The organism is Variovorax raffinosi, from assembly GCF_051216615.1.
In the GTDB taxonomy this organism is placed as follows: domain Bacteria; phylum Pseudomonadota; class Gammaproteobacteria; order Burkholderiales; family Burkholderiaceae_C; genus Variovorax.
Window position 1 is genome coordinate 161,317 of the sequence record NZ_JBPJZR010000006.1, and the last position, 20,092, is coordinate 181,408.

Below are 20,092 nucleotides of genomic sequence, written 5' to 3' on the forward strand. Positions count from 1 at the left end.
TCAACAGGCGACGATCAAGCCGCCAGCAACTGACGCAGCACGAACGGCAGGATGCCGCCGTGCTTGTAATAGTCCACCTCGATCGGCGTGTCGATGCGCAGGCGCACCGTCACTTCCTGGTGTGTGCCGTCGGGACGGTGCACGACCAGCTTGACGTCCATCTGCGGCTTGAGTTCGCTGCCGATCACCACGTCGATCTGCTCGTCGCCCGTCAGGCCCAGCGTCTGCCATGAATCGGCACCGCGGAACTGCAGCGGCAGCACGCCCATGCCGACCAGGTTGGCGCGGTGGATGCGCTCGAAGCTGCGCGCCACCACGGCCTTGATGCCCAGCAACTGCGTGCCCTTGGCGGCCCAGTCGCGCGACGAGCCAGTGCCGTACTCTTCGCCGCCGAACACCACCGTCGGCACGCCCGCTTCCATGTACTTCATGGCCGCGTCGTAGATGAACATCTTCTGGTTGCCCGGCTGGAACAGCGTGACGCCGCCCTCTTCCTGCGTGCCGTTGGCGTCCGGCGGAATCATCAGGTTCTTGATGCGCACGTTGGCAAAAGTGCCGCGCATCATCACGTCGTGGTTGCCGCGGCGCGAGCCGTAGCTGTTGAAGTCGGCCTTGGCCACGCCGTGCGCCTTGAGCCAGATGCCCGCGGGCGAGCTTTCCTTGATCGAGCCGGCCGGCGAGATGTGGTCGGTGGTGATCGAGTCGCCGAACAGCGCCATGACGCGCGCGCCCTTGAAGCCCGCGTCCGACGCATGCGGCTTCATCTTGAAGCCCTCGAAGAACGGCGGCTCGGCGATGTAGGTGGACGTGGGCCAGTCGTAGACCTGGCCGTTGGTGCCCTTGATGCTCGTCCAGAACTTGCCCGGATCGGTCTTCACCTTCTCGTAGTTCGCGCGGAACGACTTGGCGTTCATCGCAAAGCGCAGGTTGTCGTCGATTTCCTTCGGGGTCGGCCAGATGTCGCCCAGGTACACGTCCTTGCCGTGCTTGCCCTTGCCCACCGGCTCGGTCATCAGGTCGGTCATGACGTTGCCGGCGATCGCGAAGGCCACCACCAACGGCGGCGAAGCCAGGAAGTTGGCCTTCAGGTTCGGGTGGATGCGCGCCTCGAAATTGCGGTTGCCCGAGAGCACGGCCGCGCCGATCAGGTCGTTCTTGGTGATGGCTTCGTTGATCTCGGGCGTCAGGTCGCCGGCGTTGCCGATGCAGGTGGTGCAACCGTAGCCGGCCAGGTAGAAGCCGAGCTTTTCGAGGTACGGCAGCAGGCCGGCCTTCTCGAGGTATTCGGTGACGATGCGCGAGCCGGGGGCCAGCGAAGTCTTGATGTGCGGCTTGACCGTCAGGCCCGCCTCCACCGCCTTCTTGGCCAGCAGGCCGGCCGCGAGCATCACGCTCGGGTTCGAGGTGTTCGTGCACGAGGTGATGGCCGCGATCAGCACGTCGCCGTTGCCGATGGTCACGCCGCCCTTGGGTGCGGGCGGCGCGGTGGCGCTCACGTGCGCGGCCGCCTTGGTCGAACGGTTGGCCACCATCTCGACCACGTCGAGCGGCGCGCCCGCGGGCGGCGCTGCCGCTTCTTCGTCATTGCCCTTGCCGGCCGTCAGCAGCGGGTAGCGCAGCTTGAGCTTGTCGGCCGGCTGGTTGAAGCCGTTGGCGTCGTTGGGCTTGCTGTACAGCTCGGAGAACTTGGTGGAAAGATCGCCGAGGTTGATGCGATCCTGTGGGCGCTTGGGGCCGGCCAGGCTGGGCGATACGGTGCCCAGGTCGAGCTTGACGATCTTGGTGTAGTCGATCTCGCCCGGCGCGGGCATACCGAACAGGCCCTGCGCCTTGTAGTAGGCCTCGAAGCGCTCGACCTCTTCCTTGGTGCGGCCGGTGCCTTCGAAGTAAGCCACGGTCATTTCGTCGACCGGGAAGAAGCCCATGGTCGCGCCGTATTCGGGCGCCATGTTGCCGATGGTCGCGCGGTCGGGCACGGCAATCGATGCAGCGCCGGGTCCGAAGAATTCGACGAACTTGCCCACCACTTTTTCGGCCCGCAGGATGGAGGTGACGTACAGCACCAGGTCGGTGGCCGTGACGCCTTCGCGCAGCTTGCCGGTGAGCTCGAAGCCCACCACGTCGGGCGTGAGCATGTAGACCGGCTGGCCCAGCATGGCCGCTTCGGCTTCGATGCCGCCCACGCCCCAGCCGACCACGCCGATGCCGTTGATCATGGTGGTGTGGCTGTCGGTGCCGACCAGCGAGTCGGGGTAGTAGGTGGGCTTGTCAGCCTTGTCGCTTGGGCTCTTGTAGACGCCGCGTGCAAAGTATTCAAGATTGACCTGGTGCACGATGCCGAAACCCGGCGGCACGACACGGAAGGTGTCGAAGGCCTGCATGCCCCACTTCATGAACTGGTAGCGCTCGTTGTTGCGCTGGAACTCCAGCTTCATGTTCAGGTCGAGCGCCTTGGGCGTGCCGTAGTAGTCGACCATGACCGAGTGGTCGACCACCAGGTCGACGGGCACCAGCGGCTCGATGGTCTTGGGCGACTTGCCCAGCTTGGCGGCCACGCTGCGCATGGCGGCCAGGTCGGCCAGCAGCGGCACGCCGGTGAAATCCTGCAGCACCACGCGGGTGACGACGAAAGGAATTTCGTCGGTGCGTTCGGCGTTGGGCGCCCAGTGGGCCAGCTCTTCAACGTGCTTGGGCGACACCTTCTGGCCGTCGCAATTGCGCAGCACCGATTCGAGCACGATGCGGATCGATACGGGCAGTCGGTCGATGGTGGGGTATTGCTTGGCCAGTTCCTTCAGTGACCAGTACTTTCCGGCTGTGCCCGATGCAGTCTTGAAGGTCTTGAGGGTTGACGCAAAGGCGTGCGCCGGTGCTTTGGCCATAGAGAAACTCCTGTTTGTTCGTGGAAGCTCCTCAAGGATAGCGGGGATCAATGTCAGCTGTTGTAGTCTGGCTTCCTCGGAGATGGTCTCGCGGTGCTATGGCGTTCATAGCGAGAAACGCCCGGCTGGCGGATGTGCCTGGGAACTCTGAAGGCTTGTGAGGTGGCGTGATGCGGGTTCATTCAGGGCGAGTGCGAATGACACCGGGTGCTCCCCTCCGCGAATGTCCCCCGCTTCGCTCCTCCTTTATTTCGCTGCGGGGAGCACCCGGCGTCATTCGCACATGGGCACGCTGCTAGTGAATCGCTGATCAACCACCGCTCTGTCCAGCGCTCACGTCGATACGGGGCTCTTTTTCGCGAAATAAAGGAGGAGCGAAGCGGGGGACATTCGCGAAAAAGAGCACCGTGTCGGCGTGAGCGACGCCCCGAACAACAGCGTGCCCAACGTGTCCCCAAATAAATCAGAACCTCATGCCAGGGCCATGTCCGAACGCGACCGGGTCCGACGCAGCCCGGTCCATTGCAACTCAGCCAGCACCACCACGCACACCACCTGCGCCAGCACCCAGGCCACACCCAGCGCAGTGATAGTGAACATGCCACTGACCAGCAACGCAATGCAGGCCAGGGCCCAGCCGAAGTTGCCGACGATCACAAGACCGATCAGCGTGCGCGGCGGCGTGCTGCGGCTGGCCATGAACGCAGCAGCAGCCGCGTACACCAGCAAGAACACCCCCGTGCCCATCAGCAACGGCGCCGGCAGCCCGGTCAACCCGGCCAGCGCTTCGGTAAAAGCCACCTGCAGCGCACCGGTCGCGGCGCAAGAAGCGGCGTCGGCCCACATCACGTTGGGCAGGAAACGGGGGGAGGCAAAGACGGACATGTGAATCTCCTTGGAGTGGTACGCCGCAAGCCAGTCCTGCCGCGTTGGAGCCAATGATTCCGGCCGGCGTGCATCGCGTCGATTACCTGGGAGGTCATGGCGCCGCGCCGCACGCACGCCAGAATGCGGCCCATGAACACCACCCGCTCCCACTCGTCCAAGGCCGGCCAGCCCGGCGCGCGCGATCCGTTCGGCGCCCACCTGCGGCACTGGCGCACCCACCGCCGCCTGAGCCAGCTCGACCTGGCACAGGAGGCCGAAGTCTCGACCCGCCACCTGAGCTATGTGGAAACCGGACGCGCCGCGCCCAGCCGCGAGATGGTGCTGCGCCTGGCCGAGCGGCTCGAAGTGCCGCTGCGCGAGCGCAATGCGCTGTTGGTGGCTGCGGGCTTCGCGCCGATGTACCGCCAGCGCTCGCTCGACGACCCGGCGATGGCCTCGGCGCGGCGAGCGGTCGACCTGGTTTTGAAAGGACACGAGCCCTTCCCCGCATTGGCCGTGGACCGCCACTGGAACCTGGTGGCGCACAACGCGATGGTGCCGATGCTGATGGAGGGCGCTTCGCCCGAACTGCTGCAGGCGCCCATCAACGTGCTGCGCCTGAGCCTGCACCCGGATGGACTGGCTCCGCGCATCGCCAACCTCGCGCAATGGCGCACCCATCTGCTGGAGCGGCTGCAGCAGCAGATTGCAGCCACCGGCGACGTGGTGCTGCAGGCGCTGCACGACGAGCTGGAGGCCTACCCTGCCCCCACCGTCAGCCACGACCTGCCCGCCATCGACACCGAGCTGTCGGCGGTGGCGGTGCCGATCCAGTTCGTCACGCCCAACGGCGTGCTGAGCTTCATCAGCACCATCACCATCTTCGGCACGCCGGTCGACGTCACATTGCAGGAACTGGCGGTGGAGTCGTTCTTTCCGGCCAACGAGCAGACGGCGGCGGCGTTGACGGCCCTGGCTGCGCGACCGGCGGGCTGATGAGGTCGCGGCGCTTCTGGACAGGGCCCTCGAAGTCGTCCACCTGGATGACCTTGTCGGCCGCCTTCAGATAGGCCAGCGCCAGCTCCGGATCGGCCGCCGAACGCGCGGCTTCTTCCAGCGAATTCGTGCGGCGCAGCACCTTGTTGAGCGCGCCGGTCGTGCCGCCCAACTGCGCGCCCAGCTCCATCGCATGCATCAGGTCGCACAGGCCGCCCGGCGCGGGCTCGCTGAGGTCGGGCGCCAGTCGTTCGACGATGCGCGGGTTCGCGCGCAGCAGGTCGGCCAATGCGATCAGTTGCACGTCGCGCAACGGCGCCAGGTGCGCGGTGCGGCGCAGCACCAGCGCGCCGATCACGCGCCGGCCGGCGGTCGGCAGGTTGGCGTACAGGTCGCGCAGGATCTTGCCGGCCTCGTCGAGCTGCATGCGGATCGCCGCCTGTGCGAACGGCAGCAACTCGGGCGCCGTATCGACGCGGTAGCGCCAGATGCAGGCACTGGCCAGATAGAGATGCGCGAGCACGTCGCCCAGCCGCGCCGACAGCAGTTCCATGCGCTTGAGCTTGCCGCCGAGCATGCCCATCGCCAGGTCGGCGGTGAGCGCGTACTTGGCGCTCATGCGCGCGACCAGCCGCGCCTCGGGCAGCAGGTCATGGGGCGGCTCGCCCAGCACCGGCGCGCCGAACACGCTGTGCCACAGGTTCACCGCCACGTGCCTGCCATGCGCGATGAGCGCCTTGCCGAGCGCGGTGTCGTCATTCGCCTGTACAGCCGCCATTTCGTCGAGCACATGCGGATGGCAGCGCACGGCCCCCTGGCCGAACACGATGAGCGCGCGCGTGAGGATGTTCGCGCCCTCCACCGTGATCGCGATGGGCGCCTGCCGATAGGCCACGCCCAGCAGGTTCGACGGGCCGGCGATGATGCCCTTGCCGCCAAGAATGTCCATGCCGTGGTTGACCGCGCGCCGCCCGGCCTCGGTGAGCTGCACCTTGAGGATCGCGCTCGCCACGCTGGGCCGCTCGCCCTTGTCGAGCGCCGCGGCCGTGAAGCGGCGCGCCGCATCGCTCGCATACAGCTCGGCCGACATCTGCGCGATCAGCCCCGCGATCGCATGGAACTTGCCGACCGGCATGCCGAACTGCTCGCGGATCTGCCCATAGCCGTTGCCCACGTAGAGCGCGGTCTGCTGCATGGCCGAACCCAGCGCGGGCAGCGAGATCGCGCGCCCCGCGGCCAGGCATTCCATCAGCATGCGCCAGCCCTGCCCGACCTGCTTTTCGCCGCCGATGATCCAGTCCATCGGCACGAAGACCTGGCGGCCGTGGATCGGGCCGTTCATGAAGGCGCTGTCCATCGGGCGATGCCGACGGCCGATCTCCATGCCATCGTGCGGCACGGGAATCAGCGCGCAGGTGATGCCCAGGTCGCGCTGACCTTCGGGCCGGTTTTCATCGACCGCATGGAAGGCCAGCCCGACCACGGTGGCCACGGGTGCCAGCGTGATGTAGCGCTTGTCGAAGTCGACCAGGAAGCCTTGGGTGAGCTGGCCGTTGAACTCGCGTTCGACCCGCACGCCGCGATCGGGAATGGACGCTGCATCCGAGCCGGCATACGGCGAGGTCAGGCCGAAGCACGGCAGCTCGCGGCCGTCCGCCAGGCGCGGCAGGTAGTGGTCTTTTTGCGCATCGGTGCCGTAGCGCAGCAGCAGCTCGGCCGGGCCCAGCGAGTTCGGCACCATCACGGTGACGGCAGTGGCCGTGTTGACGGTGGCGATGCGGGTCACCACGGTGGCGTGCGCAAAGTGGCCGAAGCCCAGGCCACCGAATTCCTCGGGAATGATCATCCCGAAGAAGCGCTTCTCGCGCAGGTAGCGCCACACCTCGGGCGGCAGGTCCCGCGCCTGGTCGATGGCGTGGTCGTCGAGCATGTGGCACAGCTCGCGCACTTCGCGGTCGAGAAAGGCCTGTTCGCGTTCGGTCAGTCGGTTGGGGCCCATGGCCGCGAGCGCATCGAAGTCCGGACGGCCGGCGAAGAGCTGCCCCTCGAAGCCGACCGTGCCGGCTTCCAGCGCGGCGCGCTCGGTGTCGCCCAATGGTGGCAGCGCCTTCGAGAATGGCTTCATGGCCCATCGGCCGATCAGTGTCGCCAGCGGCATGGTACGTCTCCTTCGCCACGACGAAAGCGCGGCTCGGCACCATTCTTGGGGCTTGCGACCGGCCTCAAGGGCCGGTCAAGGGCGTCCGTGCGTGTCGGAGACGGACGCGCCTGACTTCGTCTAGCGGCGCTTCGGGGCCTGGCCGGCGGGTGCGGCCGGTGCGGCTGCCGGGGCCGCCGCGGGGTCGCGCCAGCCGTACTCGACATAGCGCCGGATGATCAGGCAACCCGGCGGCGAATCGATCAGCGAGACCGACGACGTGGGCTCCTTGTCGTCGGTGTAGACAGCGTAGATGGGCAGCAGCCGCGTCACCTTGTAGCCCGCCAGTTCCTGCTGCGCGACGCTCGCGCAGGTGAACGGCGCGACCGAGATGCGCTCGGCCGACACGGTGCAGGCGCCGCTGTCGTCGGGAATGGCGGTGATCGAGGCGGCCACGCCGGCGTTCGGAAACTCCATGCCGATCAGCGAGAACATCGGCCCGACGTCGGGGCGCTTGCGGTCCCAGTCGAGCAGCACGTCGTGGCTGCGGCTGCCCTGCACGGTGAGCGTTGCGAGCCGGGTGATGGCGGGCAGGCAGCGCTTGACGCCCACGCTGGTGGCCGCGCGCGTGAGCGTGTCCTGCGGCGCCGCCGGTGGCGCTTGCGGCACCAGCACGCCTTGCGCCAACGCCGTGCCGGCGGCGGCGCAAACCGCTGCCACAAGCAGCAATCTTGCGAATCGTTGTGTGGTTGTTTTCATCGGTGATCTCACGCGCAGAGGTTTTCGAAAGCGGCGGTATAGATGCGCACGTTCTCTTCGCTTTCCGGATCGAGCGTGGCGATGAAGCGGCGAGCACGCTCGCGGTACGACCCGAGGTTTTCGTCGTGCGTTGCAAAGGCCTGCTGCAGCGCGCGCCCGCCCTCTTCGCAATCGAAGTCGTGATAGCGGTAGCCGCAGTCACCGATCAGGTGGGAGTTGTGGATCAGGGGGTAGCCGCCGTAGAGCGCCTCGTAGTAGAGGTAGTTCTGGCCGTTCTCCCAGTGATGGCTGATGACCGCGTCGACGTTGAACGCCATCACCTGCCAGGTCGGGAAGCGCCCCTCGAAAGTGCTCAGCCCGTGCCGAACGATGTCGAGGCTGTTGGCAAAACCGTTGAAGACCGGGTGGTCCTTCATGTGGAAGGTGTTGTACGCGTAGACGTGTTCGAGCAGGTCGGGTTCGGCGCGGTGTGCGGCCTCGCAGCACAGCAGGGGAATGTGGCTGGTCTTCACCATGCAGATGTTGGGCTCGAACATCGCGACGCGCCAGCGCTTGCGGCCGGGCTGGTAGTCGAAGCGATGCCCTTCGGGCAATCCGGCAGAGGCGCGGTCCAGCACCAGCGGGCTCCACAGGTGGGGCACCATGCGCACCGGCGCCCGGAAGCCGCTCGCGAAATAAGGCACGCAGGTGGCCTCGTATTCGGGAATCGTCCAGATCTCGTTGTAGGGCGCGCCGGTCAGCAAGAGGCCGTGCGGCTTGTCGAACACCATGCGCTCGATGTCGATCACGTAGTCGTTGCCCACGCGCATCGACACGATCTTGCCGCCGCGCTCGCGAAAAGCCACCATCCAGTCGCGGCTCAGTTGCGCGCTCATCTCGACCATCACATCGAGCTCTTGTGCCGCTTGCGCCATGTCGATCAAGGGCACCGGCGAATCGGACAGGAAGTTCGCGTCTTCAGGCGAACCGTCGCTGCCGCCGGTCACCAGGAAGGCCTGGCTCACGAGGGGCGAGCGCAGCAGCAGCATGACGAAGAACAGGCAGTTCTGATAAATGCCGTTTTCCCAGAGCGACTGCTCGCCCTTGCGCACGAGGATGGAGACGCCGACTTTCAATTGCTTCATGCCGTCACGCCCTCCTTTGTTTTCGCCTGCAGATCGAGCAGCAGCCGTGCATAGGCCTCGATATTCGCGGCGTTGAAAGGATCGACGGCATCGAACACCTGACGTGACCGCTGCCGGTAGTCTTCGAGCCGTGCGTCATGTTCCTTGGCCGCGATGCGAAGCTGCCGACCGCCTTCGGCCGCTTCGAAACCGGGGTAGTAATAGCCCGCGCCAAAGCCATGCAGCCAGGGCGAGTTGTGCACCAGCGGGTAGTCGCCGTAGAGCGCATCGAGGTAGGCGTAGTTCTGGTCGTTGGTCCACTGGTGCGACACCACCGCGTCGGCGCTCTGGACCATGAAGCCCACGATGTCGTGCCGCCCCAGGAACAGCGCCTTGTGCTGCTTCACCAGGTCCAGCTGGTTCGCGAAGTACAGCATCGTCGGATGGTCCTTCATGTGCAGCGTGTTGAGCACGTTCATCATCGCGACGCTGCTCGGCTCGGCGCGGTAGGCCTCGTCGCAGGCCAGCATTGGAATGCTCGCCGTCTTGAGTACCGAAATATTGGGCTCGAAGATCGCCACCCGCAGGCCATTGCGCTGCACGCCGGCTTGCCAGCCGAAGCGATGGCCGAGTTGCTCCGCTTCGGCGATGCGTTGCACCAGGAATTGCGGGTGCCAGAGATACGGCGCGATTCGCACCGAGCAGCGGTTCAGCACGCGCTGGAAACTCACAAGGGCCTGATCCTTGGGCAGCAGCCAGACTTCGTCGCAGCGATCGGGGCGGGAAAAAATACCGGGCTTGTCGAACACGGCCGGCTCGATCAGGGCCGCATAGGGCTGCCCCGCGCAGTAGTAAACGACCTTCTTGCCGCGTGCGCGCTGCAGCGCCAGCCATTGCGGATCGAGGGCACCGGCCATCTCGATGATCACGTCGACTTCGTCGGTGGCTTCATGTGGGCGCATCAGCCGTATGCCAAGGGCATTCAGGTCGACCTGCGCAGGCATGACTTGCTGGTCGCCCACATCGATCAGCACCACCGATTGCACGAAGGGCAGTTGCTGGAACAGGCGCGCGAGAAACACGACGTTCTGTCCGAGGCCGTTTTCCCAGATGTTCTGCCCCGCGCGAGTGATGACGGAAATGCCTATGCGCATATGAAATGTAGGTCTCGAAAAGCAAGCTGGCTCCCGCGTCCAAGGGGCGCGGGAGCCAGCAGATTACCCGATCCGGTGATCGGGTCAGAGGCAGTAAATGTCGATTACTTCCACTTCCAGCCGATACCGGCGTTGATGCCCCATTCCTTGCCCGTGGTCGACAGACCCGCGCCCCAGGACATCTTTCCGTCGTCGGACAGCGCCTTGAAGGTCAGTGCCACGGCGCTGTAGCCCTTGTACGAACCCAGGCCGACGCCCACGGTCTTCTCGCCCGGGTACAACGTGGGCAGGTAAGTGCCCGACATCGCGAACGCCATCGCCGAGCCCGAGTAAGCAATGCGCGCCACCTCGTTCACCTGGCCTTGCACCTGGTTCAACTGGCCGACGTTGACCGCATCGCCCGGCAGGATGCCCGGCGCCACATTGCTGATGCGCGTGCCGCCCGGTGCCTGGCCCGCGCCCAGCGTGACCTGGTTGTAGTTGATCGACCCGTCCGGGTTGGTCGCGTACTGCACGCTGCTGGCCTTCGACGCGCTCGACGCCGCCTTCAACTGCGCCACGTTGGTGGCATCGCTGTCGGCCGAGCCTGCCGCCACGCCGGTGATCTGGCGGTACTGGTTGTTGGTGGCGTCGCCCACCGACACGGCCGCTTGCGTGCTGGTGGTTGCCGCGATGGCGGCCTGCTGGTCCGCGGTCGCATTGCCCGGCACATAGCCGGCCACGCCCGCAGCCCTGGAAGCCACCGAGCCCGCGCCCAATGCGACACCGCCGCTTTGCTGCACCACCGCTCCGAAGCCGATGGCCGTGCCCTTGGACACGTTCTGCGCCTGGCTCAGCGGCGTGCCGCCGGCGTCGGCGTTGTCACCGAATGCCACGCCACCGCCGCCTGCACGGGAGTTGGCACCGAAGGCCTGCGAACCAGTGGCAAGAGCGCCCGTACCGATCGCGATGGCGTTGGCGCCCGTGGCCTGGGCACCGAAGCCGATCGCCACCGCGCCATCGGCCGTGGCCTTCGCGCCGTTGCCTGCAGCGAAGGAGTTGGCGCCACTGGCCACGGATTGCGGTCCGATCGCCACCGAATCCTGCCCGGTGGCGCTGGAGTCCGGGGCCGTCGAGTTGGCGTGGAAGTACTTCGCGCCCTTGGTGTTGATCTCGTTGACCGTCGTGCTCAGGCTGCTGATGTTGCTGGTGGCCGTGCTCAGGCCCGTCGACAAGCTGACGACGCCCGTGGACAGGCTGCCGATGCTGCTGGTCGCCGTGCTCAGGCCGGTGGATGTCGAGGTCGACAGGCTGCTGATGTTGCTCGTCGCCGTGCTCAGGCCGGTAGAGGTCGAAGTCGACAGGCTGCTGATGCTGCTGGTCGCCGTGCTCAGGCCCGTGGAGGTCGAGGTCGACAGGCTGCCGATGCTGCTCGTGGCAGTGCTCAGGCCTGTGGAAGTCGAAGTCGACAGGCTGCCGATGCTGCTCGTCGCAGTGCTCAGGCCGGTCGACGTCGAGGTCGACAGGCTTTCGATGCTGCTCGTCGCGGTGCTCAGGCCGGTGGACGTGGACGTCGACAGGCTGGCGATGCCGCTCGTCGTCGTGCTCAGTGCGGTGGACAGGCTGGCGATGCCGCTCGTCGCCGTGCTCAGTGCGGTGGACAGGCTGGCGATGCCGCTCGTCGCCGTGCTCAGGCCCGTGGAGGTTGAAGTCGACAGGCTGTTGATGTTGCTCGTCGCAGTGCTCAGGCCCGTCGAAGTCGAGGTCGACAAGCTGCTGATGCTGCTGGTCGCGGTACTCAGACCCGTCGAGGTCGAGGTCGACAGGCTGTCGATGCTGCTCATCGCAGTGCTCAGACCCGTCGAGGTCGAGGTCGACAGGCTGCTGATGCTGCTGGTCGCCGTGCTCAGACCCGTGGACGTCGAGGTCGACAGGCTGCTGATGCTGCTGGTCGCCGTGCTCAGACCCGTGGACGTCGAGGTCGACAGGCTGCTGATGCTGCTCGTCGCGGTGCTCAGGCCCGTGGACGTCGAAGTCGACAGGCTGCTGATGCTGCTCGTCGCCGTGCTCAGACCCGTGGACGTCGAGGTCGACAGGCTGCTGATGCTGCTCGTCGCAGTGCTCAAGCCCGTGGACGTCGAGGTCGACAGGCTGTCGATGCTGCTCGTCGCAGTGCTCAAGCCTGTGGAGGTCGAAGTCGACAGGCTGCTGATGCTGCTCGTTGCAGTGCTCAGGCCTGTGGAGGTCGATGTCGACAGGCTGCTGATGTTGCTCGTCGCCGTGCTCAGGCCGGTGGACGTCGAAGTCGACAGACTGCTGATGCTGCTCGTCGCCGTGCTCAGGCCGGTCGACGTCGATGTCGACAAGCTGCTGACGTTGCTGTTGGTCGTGCTCAGGCCAGTGGACAGGCTCGCGATGCCGCCAGAGATCGACGTCGACAACGAGGTCAGCTGGCCGAAGTTCACCGCGTCGGTCGGGTTCACGCCATCGGCCACATTGGTGAGGATCACCGGCTTGGTCGCCCCGACGCCACCCAGGGTCACCTTCGTGTGGCTTGGATCGTCGTACTGCACCGAGTTGGCAAGGCCCGTCGACAGACTGCCGATGTTGCTGTAGGCGGTGCTCAGGCCGGTGGACAGGCTGCCGATGCCGCTGGTAGCTGTGCTGAGGCCGGTCGATGTGGAAGTCGACAGGCTTGCAACGTTGCTGTTGGTCGTGCTCAGGCCCGTTGACAGGCTGCTGATGCCACTTGTTGCGGTGCTCAGGCCGGTCGACGTGGAAGTCGACAAGCTGGCAACGTTGCTGTTCGTCGTGCTCAGGCCGGTGGACAGGCTGCCGATTCCGCTTGTTGCGGTGCTCAGACCCGTAGACGTCGAGGTAGACAGGCTCGCGACGCTGCTGTTCGTGGTGCTCAGACCCGTCGAAAGGCTGCCGATTCCGCTTGTTGCGGTGCTCAGGCCGGTCGATGTGGAAGTCGACAAGCTGGCAACGTTGCTGTTCGTCGTGCTCAGGCCCGTCGACAAGCTGCCGATGCCGCTGGTCGCCGTGCTCAGCCCCGTAGACGTCGAGGTAGACAGGCTCGCAACGCTGCTGTTCGTGGTGCTCAGACCCGTCGAAAGGCTGCCGATTCCGCTTGTTGCAGTGCTCAGTCCCGTAGACGTCGAAGTCGACAGGCTCGCAACATTGCTGTTGGTCGTGCTCAGGCCCGTTGACAGGCTACCGATGCCGCTGGTCGCCGTACTCAGCCCCGTAGACGTCGAGGTAGACAGGCTCGCGACGCTGCTGTTCGTGGTGCTCAGCCCAGTGGAAGTCGATGTCGACAGACTGTCGATGCTGCTTGTCGCGGTGCTCAAGCCAGTCGACGTCGAGGTTGACAAGCTCGCGACGTTGCTGTTGGTCGTGCTCAAGCCAGTCGACAGGCTGCCGATTCCGCTCGTCGCGGTGCTCAGGCCAGTCGAGGTCGAAGTCGACAGGCTCGCGACGTTGCTATTGGTTGTGCTCAGACCCGTCGACAAGCTGCCGATGCCGCTGGTCGCGGTGCTGAGACCAGTCGACGTGGAGGTCGACAGGCTGGCAACGTTGCTGTTCGTAGTGCTCAAGCCAGTCGAAAGGCTACCGATGCCACTCGTTGCAGTGCTGAGGCCAGTCGACGTAGAAGTCGACAAGCTGGCGACATTGCTGTTGGTCGTGCTCAAACCCGTAGACAGGCTGCCGATCCCGCTGGTCGCAGTGCTCAGGCCAGTAGACGTCGAAGTCGACAGGCTCGCAACATTGCTGTTGGTTGTGCTCAGGCCGGTCGACAGGCTGCCGATCCCGCTCGTCGCAGTGCTCAGTCCGGTGGAAGTCGATGTCGACAGACTGTCGATGCTGCTCGTCGCGGTACTCAAGCCAGTGGAAGTCGAGGTCGACAAGCTGGCAACGTTGCTGTTGGTTGTGCTCAGGCCGGTGGAGAGGCTACTGATACCGCTTGTCGCGGTGCTCAGGCCAGTCGACGTGGAGGTCGACAGACTCGCAACGTTGCTGTTCGTCGTGCTCAAGCCAGTCGAAAGGCTACCGATGCCGCTCGTCGCAGTGCTCAGGCCAGTCGACGTGGAAGTCGACAGGCTCGCAACGTTGCTGTTCGTTGTGCTCAGACCCGTCGACAGGCTACCGACGCCGCTCGTCGCAGTGCTCAGGCCAGTCGACGTAGAAGTTGACAAGCTGGCGACATTGCTGTTGGTCGTGCTCAAACCAGTAGACAGGCTGCCGATCCCGCTGGTCGCCGTGCTGAGGCCAGTCGACGTGGAGGTCGACAGGCTCGCAACGTTGCTGTTGGTCGTGCTCAGACCCGTCGACAAGCTACCGATACCGCTCGTTGCCGTGCTCAGGCCGGTGGACGTCGAAGTCGACAGGCTCGCAACGTTGCTGTTTGTGGTGCTCAGACCGGTCGACAGACTGCCGATTCCACTGGTTGCGGTGCTCAGGCCAGTGGATGTCGAGGTCGACAAGCTGGCAACGCTGCTGTTGGTTGTGCTCAGACCTGTTGACAGGCTGCCGATGCCGCTCGTCGCAGTGCTAAGACCAGTCGATGTCGAGGTCGACAGGCTTGCGACACTGCTGTTGGTCGTGCTCAAGCCTGTAGACAGACTGCCGATCCCGCTTGTCGCAGTGCTGAGGCCAGTTGACGTCGAAGTCGACAAACTGGCGACATTGCTGTTCGTGGTGCTCAGCCCTGTGGACAGGCTACCGATGCCGCTCGTTGCAGTGCTAAGTCCGGTCGATGTCGAGGTCGACAGGCTTGCGACGTTGCTGTTGGTCGTGCTCAAGCCTGTAGACAGGCTACCTATCCCGCTGGTCGCGGTGCTCAAGCCAGTGGAAGTCGAAGTCGACAAGCTGGCGACGTTACTGTTCGTGGTGCTCAGACCCGTCGACAGACTGCCGATGCCGCTGGTCGCGGTGCTAAGTCCAGTCGATGTCGAGGTCGACAGGCTTGCGACGTTGCTGTTGGTCGTACTCAAGCCCGTAGACAGGCTGCCGATCCCGCTTGTCGCGGTGCTGAGGCCAGTCGACGTGGAAGTCGACAAACTGGCGACATTGCTGTTCGTGGTGCTCAGACCGGTCGACAAGCTACCGATGCCACTCGTTGCGGTGCTCAACCCTGTAGATGTCGAAGTCGACAAGCTGGCGACATTGCTGTTGGTCGTGCTCAGGCCCGTCGACAAGCTACCGATCCCACTGGTCGCAGTGCTGAGGCCAGTTGACGTCGAAGTCGACAAACTGGCGACATTGCTGTTCGTGGTGCTCAGGCCGGTCGAAAGGCTACCGATACCGCTGGTCGCGGTGCTCAAGCCAGTGGACGTCGAAGTCGACAAGCTCGCAACGTTGCTGTTGGTCGTGCTCAGGCCGGTCGACAAGCTACCGATCCCGCTTGTTGCTGTGCTCAGGCCAGTGGACGTCGAAGTCGACAGGCTGGCAACGTTGCTGTTGGTCGTGCTCAGACCCGTCGACAAGCTACCGATGCCGCTGGTCGCGGTACTCAGGCCAGTCGATGTGGAAGTAGACAGGCTGGCGACATTGCTGTTCGTTGTGCTCAGACCCGTGGACAGGCTACCGATGCCGCTCGTTGCGGTGCTCAGACCGGTCGATGTCGAGGTCGACAGGCTTGCGACGTTGCTATTGGTCGTGCTCAGACCTGTAGACAGGCTGCCGATGCCGCTCGTCGCGGTGCTCAGGCCAGTCGATGTGGAAGTCGACAGGCTGGCGACATTGCTGTTCGTTGTGCTCAGACCGGTCGACAGGCTACCGATGCCACTGGTCGCGGTGCTCAGACCAGTGGAAGTCGAAGTCGACAAGCTGGCGACGTTGCTGTTGGTTGTGCTCAGACCCGTCGACAAGCTGCCGATTCCGCTCGTCGCTGTGCTCAGCCCCGTCGACGTCGAGGTGGACAGGCTGGCAACGCTGCTGTTCGTTGTGCTCAGACCGGTCGACAGGCTACCGATGCCGCTCGTCGCGGTGCTGAGGCCAGTCGACGTGGAAGTCGACAAGCTGGCGACGTTACTGTTCGTGGTGCTCAGACCCGTTGACAGGCTGCCGATGCCGCTGGTCGCCGTGCTCAGGCCAGTCGAAAGGCTACCGATACCGCTCGTCGCAGTGCTCAGACCAGTCGACGTCGACGTCGACAGGCTGGCGACACTGCTGTTGGTCGTGCTCAGACCTGTGGACAGGCTTGTGATGCCGCTCGCGGACGTGCTCAAGCCGGTCGAGAGACTGCTGACGGTGCTGTTGGTCGTGCTCAGACCCGTCGACAGGCTGCTGATGCTGCTCGTTGCTGTGCTCAGGCCCGTCGAAGTGGAAGTCGACAAGCTGGTAAGCCTGCTGTTCGTTGTGCTCAAACCAGTCGACAGGCTGCCGATGCTGCTGGTCGCGGTGCTGAGGCCAGTCGACGTGGAAGTCGACAGGCTCGCAACGTTGCTGTTGGTCGTGCTCAAGCCCGTAGACAAGCTACCGATGCTGCTGGTCGCCGTGCTCAGACCTGTGGACGTCGAAGTCGACAGGCTGGCAACGTTGCTGTTCGTCGTGCTCAAGCCCGTAGACAGGCTACCGATGCTGCTCGTCGCCGTGCTCAGACCAGTGGACGTCGAGGTCGACAGGCTGGCAACATTGCTGTTCGTCGTGCTCAATCCCGTGGACAGGCTTCCGATGCTGCTCGTCGCCGTGCTCAGGCCCGTCGAGGTGGAGGTCGACAGGCTGGTAAGCCTGCTGTTCGTTGTGCTCAATCCAGTCGACAGGCTGCCGATGCTGCTGGTCGCAGTACTCAGGCCGGTGGACGTCGAGGTCGACAGGCTGCTGATGTTGCTGGTCACCGTGCTGATGGTGGAGAACAGCTGGCTGCCATTGATGGCATCGGTGCTGCTGGCACCGACCAGGCCGGCCGCGACGTTCTGGATGCGACGCTCCGCACCCGGGCCGCCCACGCTCATCACCCCTGCCGATGAATCGCTCCCCGCAAAGGAGCCGAACGTCGTGCCGCCAATGACCGCGTTGCTGACGGTCCCGTTGCCACCGGTGGCAGTCGTTGCAGTGCCGGCAGTCGTCGCGCCCGGCCCGAGGGCAACCGATCCCGCGACGCTGGCGTTGGACCCAAGGCCGATCGCGACACCTGAAGTAGCGCCCGCGGTGACGATGGACTGCCCGCCAATCGCGACGGCGTTGCTTCCAGCGGCCAACGCGCCGCCGACGCTGTTCGAGCCGATCGCCGTGGCGCCATTGCCGGTCGCGAACGCCGTTCGGCCCAGGGCGGCACCGAAATCACCGGTCGCCTGGGCGCCCGAGCCGATAGCCACCGAGCGATTTCCGTTCGCGACTGAGGCGGTTCCAAGTGCGAGGGCGTTCTCTGCGCCAGCCTGCGCACCGTAGCCAAACGCTGCGGAAGTCTTTCCTGCGGCGTTGGAGAGGGTGCCGAATGCCGTAGAACCACTCCCGCTGGCATTTGCAAGGTTGCCAAAGGCTGTCGAAGGCGCCGTGTTGCTTGAATCGCCAACAGCCTTCGCACCGGTTCCAACGGCCATGTCGTTGCCGAAAGCGGCGGATGCGCCGCTACCGATCGCCGTTGCGCCGCCGCCGTTCGCACGGGCACCTGCGCCGATTGCGACCGTATTGAGCGATGCGGCGTTGGCTGCATTGCCGATCGCCACCGCATTCGACCCGGCACCGATGGCATTGGCACCCAATGCAAGCGCTGCATCGATCACCGATCCGTCGCTCGACTTGACCAGTGCGCCATTGCCGATTGCAACAGCGCGGGTCGTGTTGTTGTCCGTCGTGGCGTTGTTGCCGATCGCGATGGCGGCGTTCGGCATCGCGGCACCCACTTGGTCGGCGGATGCGCCGACGCCCAACGCGACGCTCCCACCCCAGCTGTTCGCATTCGTACCGATGGCAATCGAGTTGACTTCGCTGCTGGCTCCGATGGACGCGCCCGCATTCTTGCCGATGGCAATCGCACCATCGACCCCAGCTCGAGCGCCATTGCCCAGCGCGGTAGCACTGTTGCCGGTGGCCGAGCTGTTGCTCCCGATGGCAACTGTGTCTGCTCCGGTGGCTTTCGCGCCAATGCCGATGGCCGAGCTGTTGGCGCCTGAAGCGCTGGTATTGCTGTCGCCTACTTGGAAGTGATTGGCGAGGATCGTCGTGGTCGAGTTCGTGTATCCCGCGTCGCCCAGCGTGATGTTCGTCGCATTGGCGATATCGGCATTGCCAACGAAGTAGTTGCGGATAGGGGTACCAGCCCCAGCGCCGCTCAGGACCATGCTCTCGCCTGATCCGATCCTGTCGGGATTCGAGACAAATGTAAGCCCGTTGTTGCTGCTGGGCTGACAAACGGTAGCCGCGTTACAGGTGATCTGGGCGTTGGCCACCGACCCGATCCAACCAAAAGCAGCCGCCATCGCGGCTGACAGCAACGTCGTCCGAAGCATGCCCCGAGCACGCCCGCTCTTGCTGGCCTTGCCCCTGCTCTTTTCGAGTTCGCTGACCGCAACCCAAGCGCCAAGGGCTTCGTTCCACACACTTCTGTAAGACTTATTCATTTGTTCAACTCAGTTCACGGTAGACAACAGCCAGGTACAGATAGATAAGAAACGCGGCTTCCCTGGCTCAGAATCCGTCGCGAAAGACACCCGCCCGTGCGGCGCCCAATTACAAGAACGGTGGAATGTACGCGGCTGTTTACATTTATGGCGCAATGCAACATCTGCGAAAAATCCGGCAGATGATTTAGTTCACAAAAACCAAATAAGAGTCGCCAAATCGCCGGCAGCGAGTTGTCATCAAGCTACGAAAGAGCGGCCCCAAGTAGAATCTCAGCGGCTTTGAAAGCGGACTTTTTTCACACAAAATTGCCGCTAAGTCGGGCTTCATCTGCGATCTTCACTTCTTCCTCGTCGATTGACGGATTCATCCCTGTGCGCACGAATAAGTAAACGCTCTCAAATCTGCGGAATTTTTCGCAAAGCAGTCGACGAATTACTTATCCCAAATAACCTCTTACCGCCATTAATAGAGAATTAACATTCTGGAAACCAATTAAAAATGAATGTCTCTCCAAGGCTCCGCATTGGCATCACCATTGGCCTGCATCACGAGGCCGAGACGCTGTGGAACAACGGCATCAAGCAGAACGCCGTGTTCCTGGCGGAAGCACTGAAGCACTGCCCAAGCGTGGCGTCGGTCGTGCTGGTGAACACCACGGCCGTGCCCATCACCGCCGCCCTGCCCTGGGACCAGTCACGCTGGCCCACCGTGACCTTCGAAGCGGCCAAGGACAACGTGGACGTGCTGATCGAACTCGGCGGCCAGATCGATCCGGGCCAGACCGACTATCTGAAGCGCCGTGGCGCGCGGCTGGTGTCGTACTGCTGCGGCTTCGAGTACGTGCATGCCATGGAGTCGATGCTGTTCAACAAGCCGCTCTGGGGGCAGACCCTGTTCATCAACCAGCGCTATGACGACATCTGGATGGTTCCGCAGGTGGCTCACATCAGCCAGCCCTACTTCGAGGTGTTGCGTCGCGCCGAGGCGCGTGCCGTGCCTTTCGTGTGGAGCCCGGTGTTTCTCGACGAGCGCACCCGCGCGCTGCCCGTAGCCGGCGTTTACCAGCCGCACAGCGGGCCGCGTCGTCTCAGCGTGATGGAGCCGAACATCAACGTCGTGAAGTTCTGCCTCTACCCGATCCTGATTGCCGAACTGTCTTACCGCGCACGGCCCGACGCCATTGCGCTGCTGCAGGTCACCAATTCAGAGCGGCTGGCCAAGGAGAACATGGAGTTCATCACGCTGATGAACCAGCTCGACCTGATCCGACAGCACAAGGCAGTGTTCCTGGGCCGGCACGAAACGCCGGTGTTCCTGGCGCAGAACACCGACATCGTGGTCTCGCACCAGTGGGAGAACCCGCTCAACTACTTCTACCTGGAGACCTGCTGGCAAGGCTACCCGCTGGTGCACAACGCGCACCTGTGCGCGGACCTCGGCTACTACTACCAGGACAACGACGTGGCGGCAGGCAGTGCCCGCGTGCTCGAAGCCATCGACACGCACGATGCACAGGCGCTCGCCTACCGCGAGCGACAACGCAGCCTGATCGACCGCTACCTGCCCGGCAACGCGGCCGCCACCGAGGTGTACAACACGCTGCTGCTCGGCCTGATGCAGCGACCCGCCAAATAAGCGAAGCCC

Annotated in this window: 10 protein-coding genes and 2 pseudogenes; 3 read left to right on the top strand and 9 right to left on the bottom strand. The window is 64.4% G+C overall.

All coding sequences use genetic code 11. The annotated features are described in order from the left end of the window. Positions 1-14: 14 nt before the first annotated feature. Both ACSFB7_RS19425 and ACSFB7_RS19430 read right to left on the bottom strand, forming a co-directional pair. Entirely contained in the window at positions 15-2,882 is a 2,868-nt protein-coding gene (locus ACSFB7_RS19425; protein WP_435472992.1) for an aconitate hydratase, read from the bottom strand. 471 nt (positions 2,883-3,353) lie between these two features. Further along, on the bottom strand, positions 3,354-3,767 hold the full coding sequence (locus tag ACSFB7_RS19430) for a hypothetical protein (RefSeq protein ID WP_435472994.1): 414 nt from the start codon (positions 3,765-3,767) through the stop codon (positions 3,354-3,356). A 132-nt stretch (positions 3,768-3,899) separates the two neighbouring features. On the opposite strand from ACSFB7_RS19430, the gene ACSFB7_RS19435 reads away from it, so the two are divergent. Beyond that, on the top strand, positions 3,900-4,745 hold the full coding sequence (locus ACSFB7_RS19435) for a helix-turn-helix domain-containing protein (protein ID WP_435472996.1): 846 nt from the start codon (positions 3,900-3,902) through the stop codon (positions 4,743-4,745). On the opposite strand, the gene ACSFB7_RS19440 is transcribed toward ACSFB7_RS19435, so the two are convergent. The 6 genes and pseudogenes from ACSFB7_RS19440 to ACSFB7_RS19465 all read right to left on the bottom strand — a co-directional run. After that, the gene (locus ACSFB7_RS19440; protein ID WP_435472998.1) at positions 4,651-6,903 is read right to left on the bottom strand and encodes an acyl-CoA dehydrogenase; all 2,253 of its coding nucleotides are present in this window, start codon (positions 6,901-6,903) and stop codon (positions 4,651-4,653) included. The two genes, ACSFB7_RS19435 and ACSFB7_RS19440, sit on opposite strands and share 95 nt — an antisense overlap. Positions 6,904-7,023: 120 nt before the next feature. Then, positions 7,024-7,641 (bottom strand): hypothetical protein, encoded by a 618-nt coding sequence (locus tag ACSFB7_RS19445; protein ID WP_435473000.1) that lies wholly within the window; start codon positions 7,639-7,641, stop codon positions 7,024-7,026. 8 nt (positions 7,642-7,649) lie between these two features. After that, positions 7,650-8,765, bottom strand: coding sequence for a DUF2827 domain-containing protein (locus ACSFB7_RS19450; protein WP_435473002.1), 1,116 nt, complete (start codon positions 8,763-8,765; stop codon positions 7,650-7,652). Beyond that, positions 8,762-9,898 carry a DUF2827 domain-containing protein gene (locus tag ACSFB7_RS19455; protein ID WP_435473004.1) on the bottom strand — a complete coding sequence of 379 codons (1,137 nt, stop codon included), beginning with the start codon at positions 9,896-9,898 and terminating at the stop codon, positions 8,762-8,764. Before ACSFB7_RS19455 ends, ACSFB7_RS19450 begins: the two co-directional genes overlap by 4 nt. A 104-nt stretch (positions 9,899-10,002) precedes the next feature. After that, on the bottom strand, positions 10,003-11,112 hold the full coding sequence (locus tag ACSFB7_RS19460; RefSeq protein ID WP_435473399.1) for a YadA-like family protein: 1,110 nt from the start codon (positions 11,110-11,112) through the stop codon (positions 10,003-10,005). Positions 11,113-11,541: 429 nt separating this feature from the next. Beyond that, positions 11,542-17,460: pseudogene (locus tag ACSFB7_RS19465) on the bottom strand (ESPR-type extended signal peptide-containing protein); the annotation flags it as partial. Here ACSFB7_RS19465 and ACSFB7_RS19470 point away from each other — a divergent pair. Then, positions 17,378-18,031: a hypothetical protein gene (locus tag ACSFB7_RS19470; RefSeq protein WP_435473006.1), complete on the top strand. Its 654-nt coding sequence runs from the start codon at positions 17,378-17,380 to the stop codon at positions 18,029-18,031. The pseudogene ACSFB7_RS19465 and the gene ACSFB7_RS19470 overlap by 83 nt on opposite strands. A 278-nt stretch (positions 18,032-18,309) precedes the next feature. Here ACSFB7_RS19470 and ACSFB7_RS19475 read toward each other — a convergent pair. Beyond that, a pseudogene (locus tag ACSFB7_RS19475) lies at positions 18,310-18,444 on the bottom strand (ESPR domain-containing protein); the annotation flags it as partial. 502 nt (positions 18,445-18,946) lie between these two features. On the opposite strand from ACSFB7_RS19475, the gene ACSFB7_RS19480 reads away from it, so the two are divergent. After that, a complete protein-coding gene (locus ACSFB7_RS19480) occupies positions 18,947-20,083 on the top strand; it encodes a DUF2827 domain-containing protein (RefSeq protein WP_435473008.1) in 1,137 nt (378 codons plus the stop codon). Positions 20,084-20,092 lie beyond the last annotated feature (9 nt).

Excerpts from the sequence above, each read along its gene's own strand:
- ACSFB7_RS19455 (WP_435473004.1), bottom strand. The coding sequence starts at position 9,898 with ATGCGCATAGGCATTTCCGTCATCACTCGCGCGGGGCAGAACATCTGG.
- ACSFB7_RS19445 (WP_435473000.1), bottom strand. The coding sequence starts at position 7,641 with ATGAAAACAACCACACAACGATTCGCAAGATTGCTGCTTGTGGCAGCG.
- ACSFB7_RS19435 (WP_435472996.1), top strand. The coding sequence starts at position 3,900 with ATGAACACCACCCGCTCCCACTCGTCCAAGGCCGGCCAGCCCGGCGCG.
- ACSFB7_RS19425 (WP_435472992.1), bottom strand. The coding sequence starts at position 2,882 with ATGGCCAAAGCACCGGCGCACGCCTTTGCGTCAACCCTCAAGACCTTC.
- ACSFB7_RS19480 (WP_435473008.1), top strand. The coding sequence starts at position 18,947 with ATGAATGTCTCTCCAAGGCTCCGCATTGGCATCACCATTGGCCTGCAT.
- ACSFB7_RS19430 (WP_435472994.1), bottom strand. The coding sequence starts at position 3,767 with ATGTCCGTCTTTGCCTCCCCCCGTTTCCTGCCCAACGTGATGTGGGCC.
- ACSFB7_RS19450 (WP_435473002.1), bottom strand. The coding sequence starts at position 8,765 with ATGAAGCAATTGAAAGTCGGCGTCTCCATCCTCGTGCGCAAGGGCGAG.
- ACSFB7_RS19440 (WP_435472998.1), bottom strand. The coding sequence starts at position 6,903 with ATGCCGCTGGCGACACTGATCGGCCGATGGGCCATGAAGCCATTCTCG.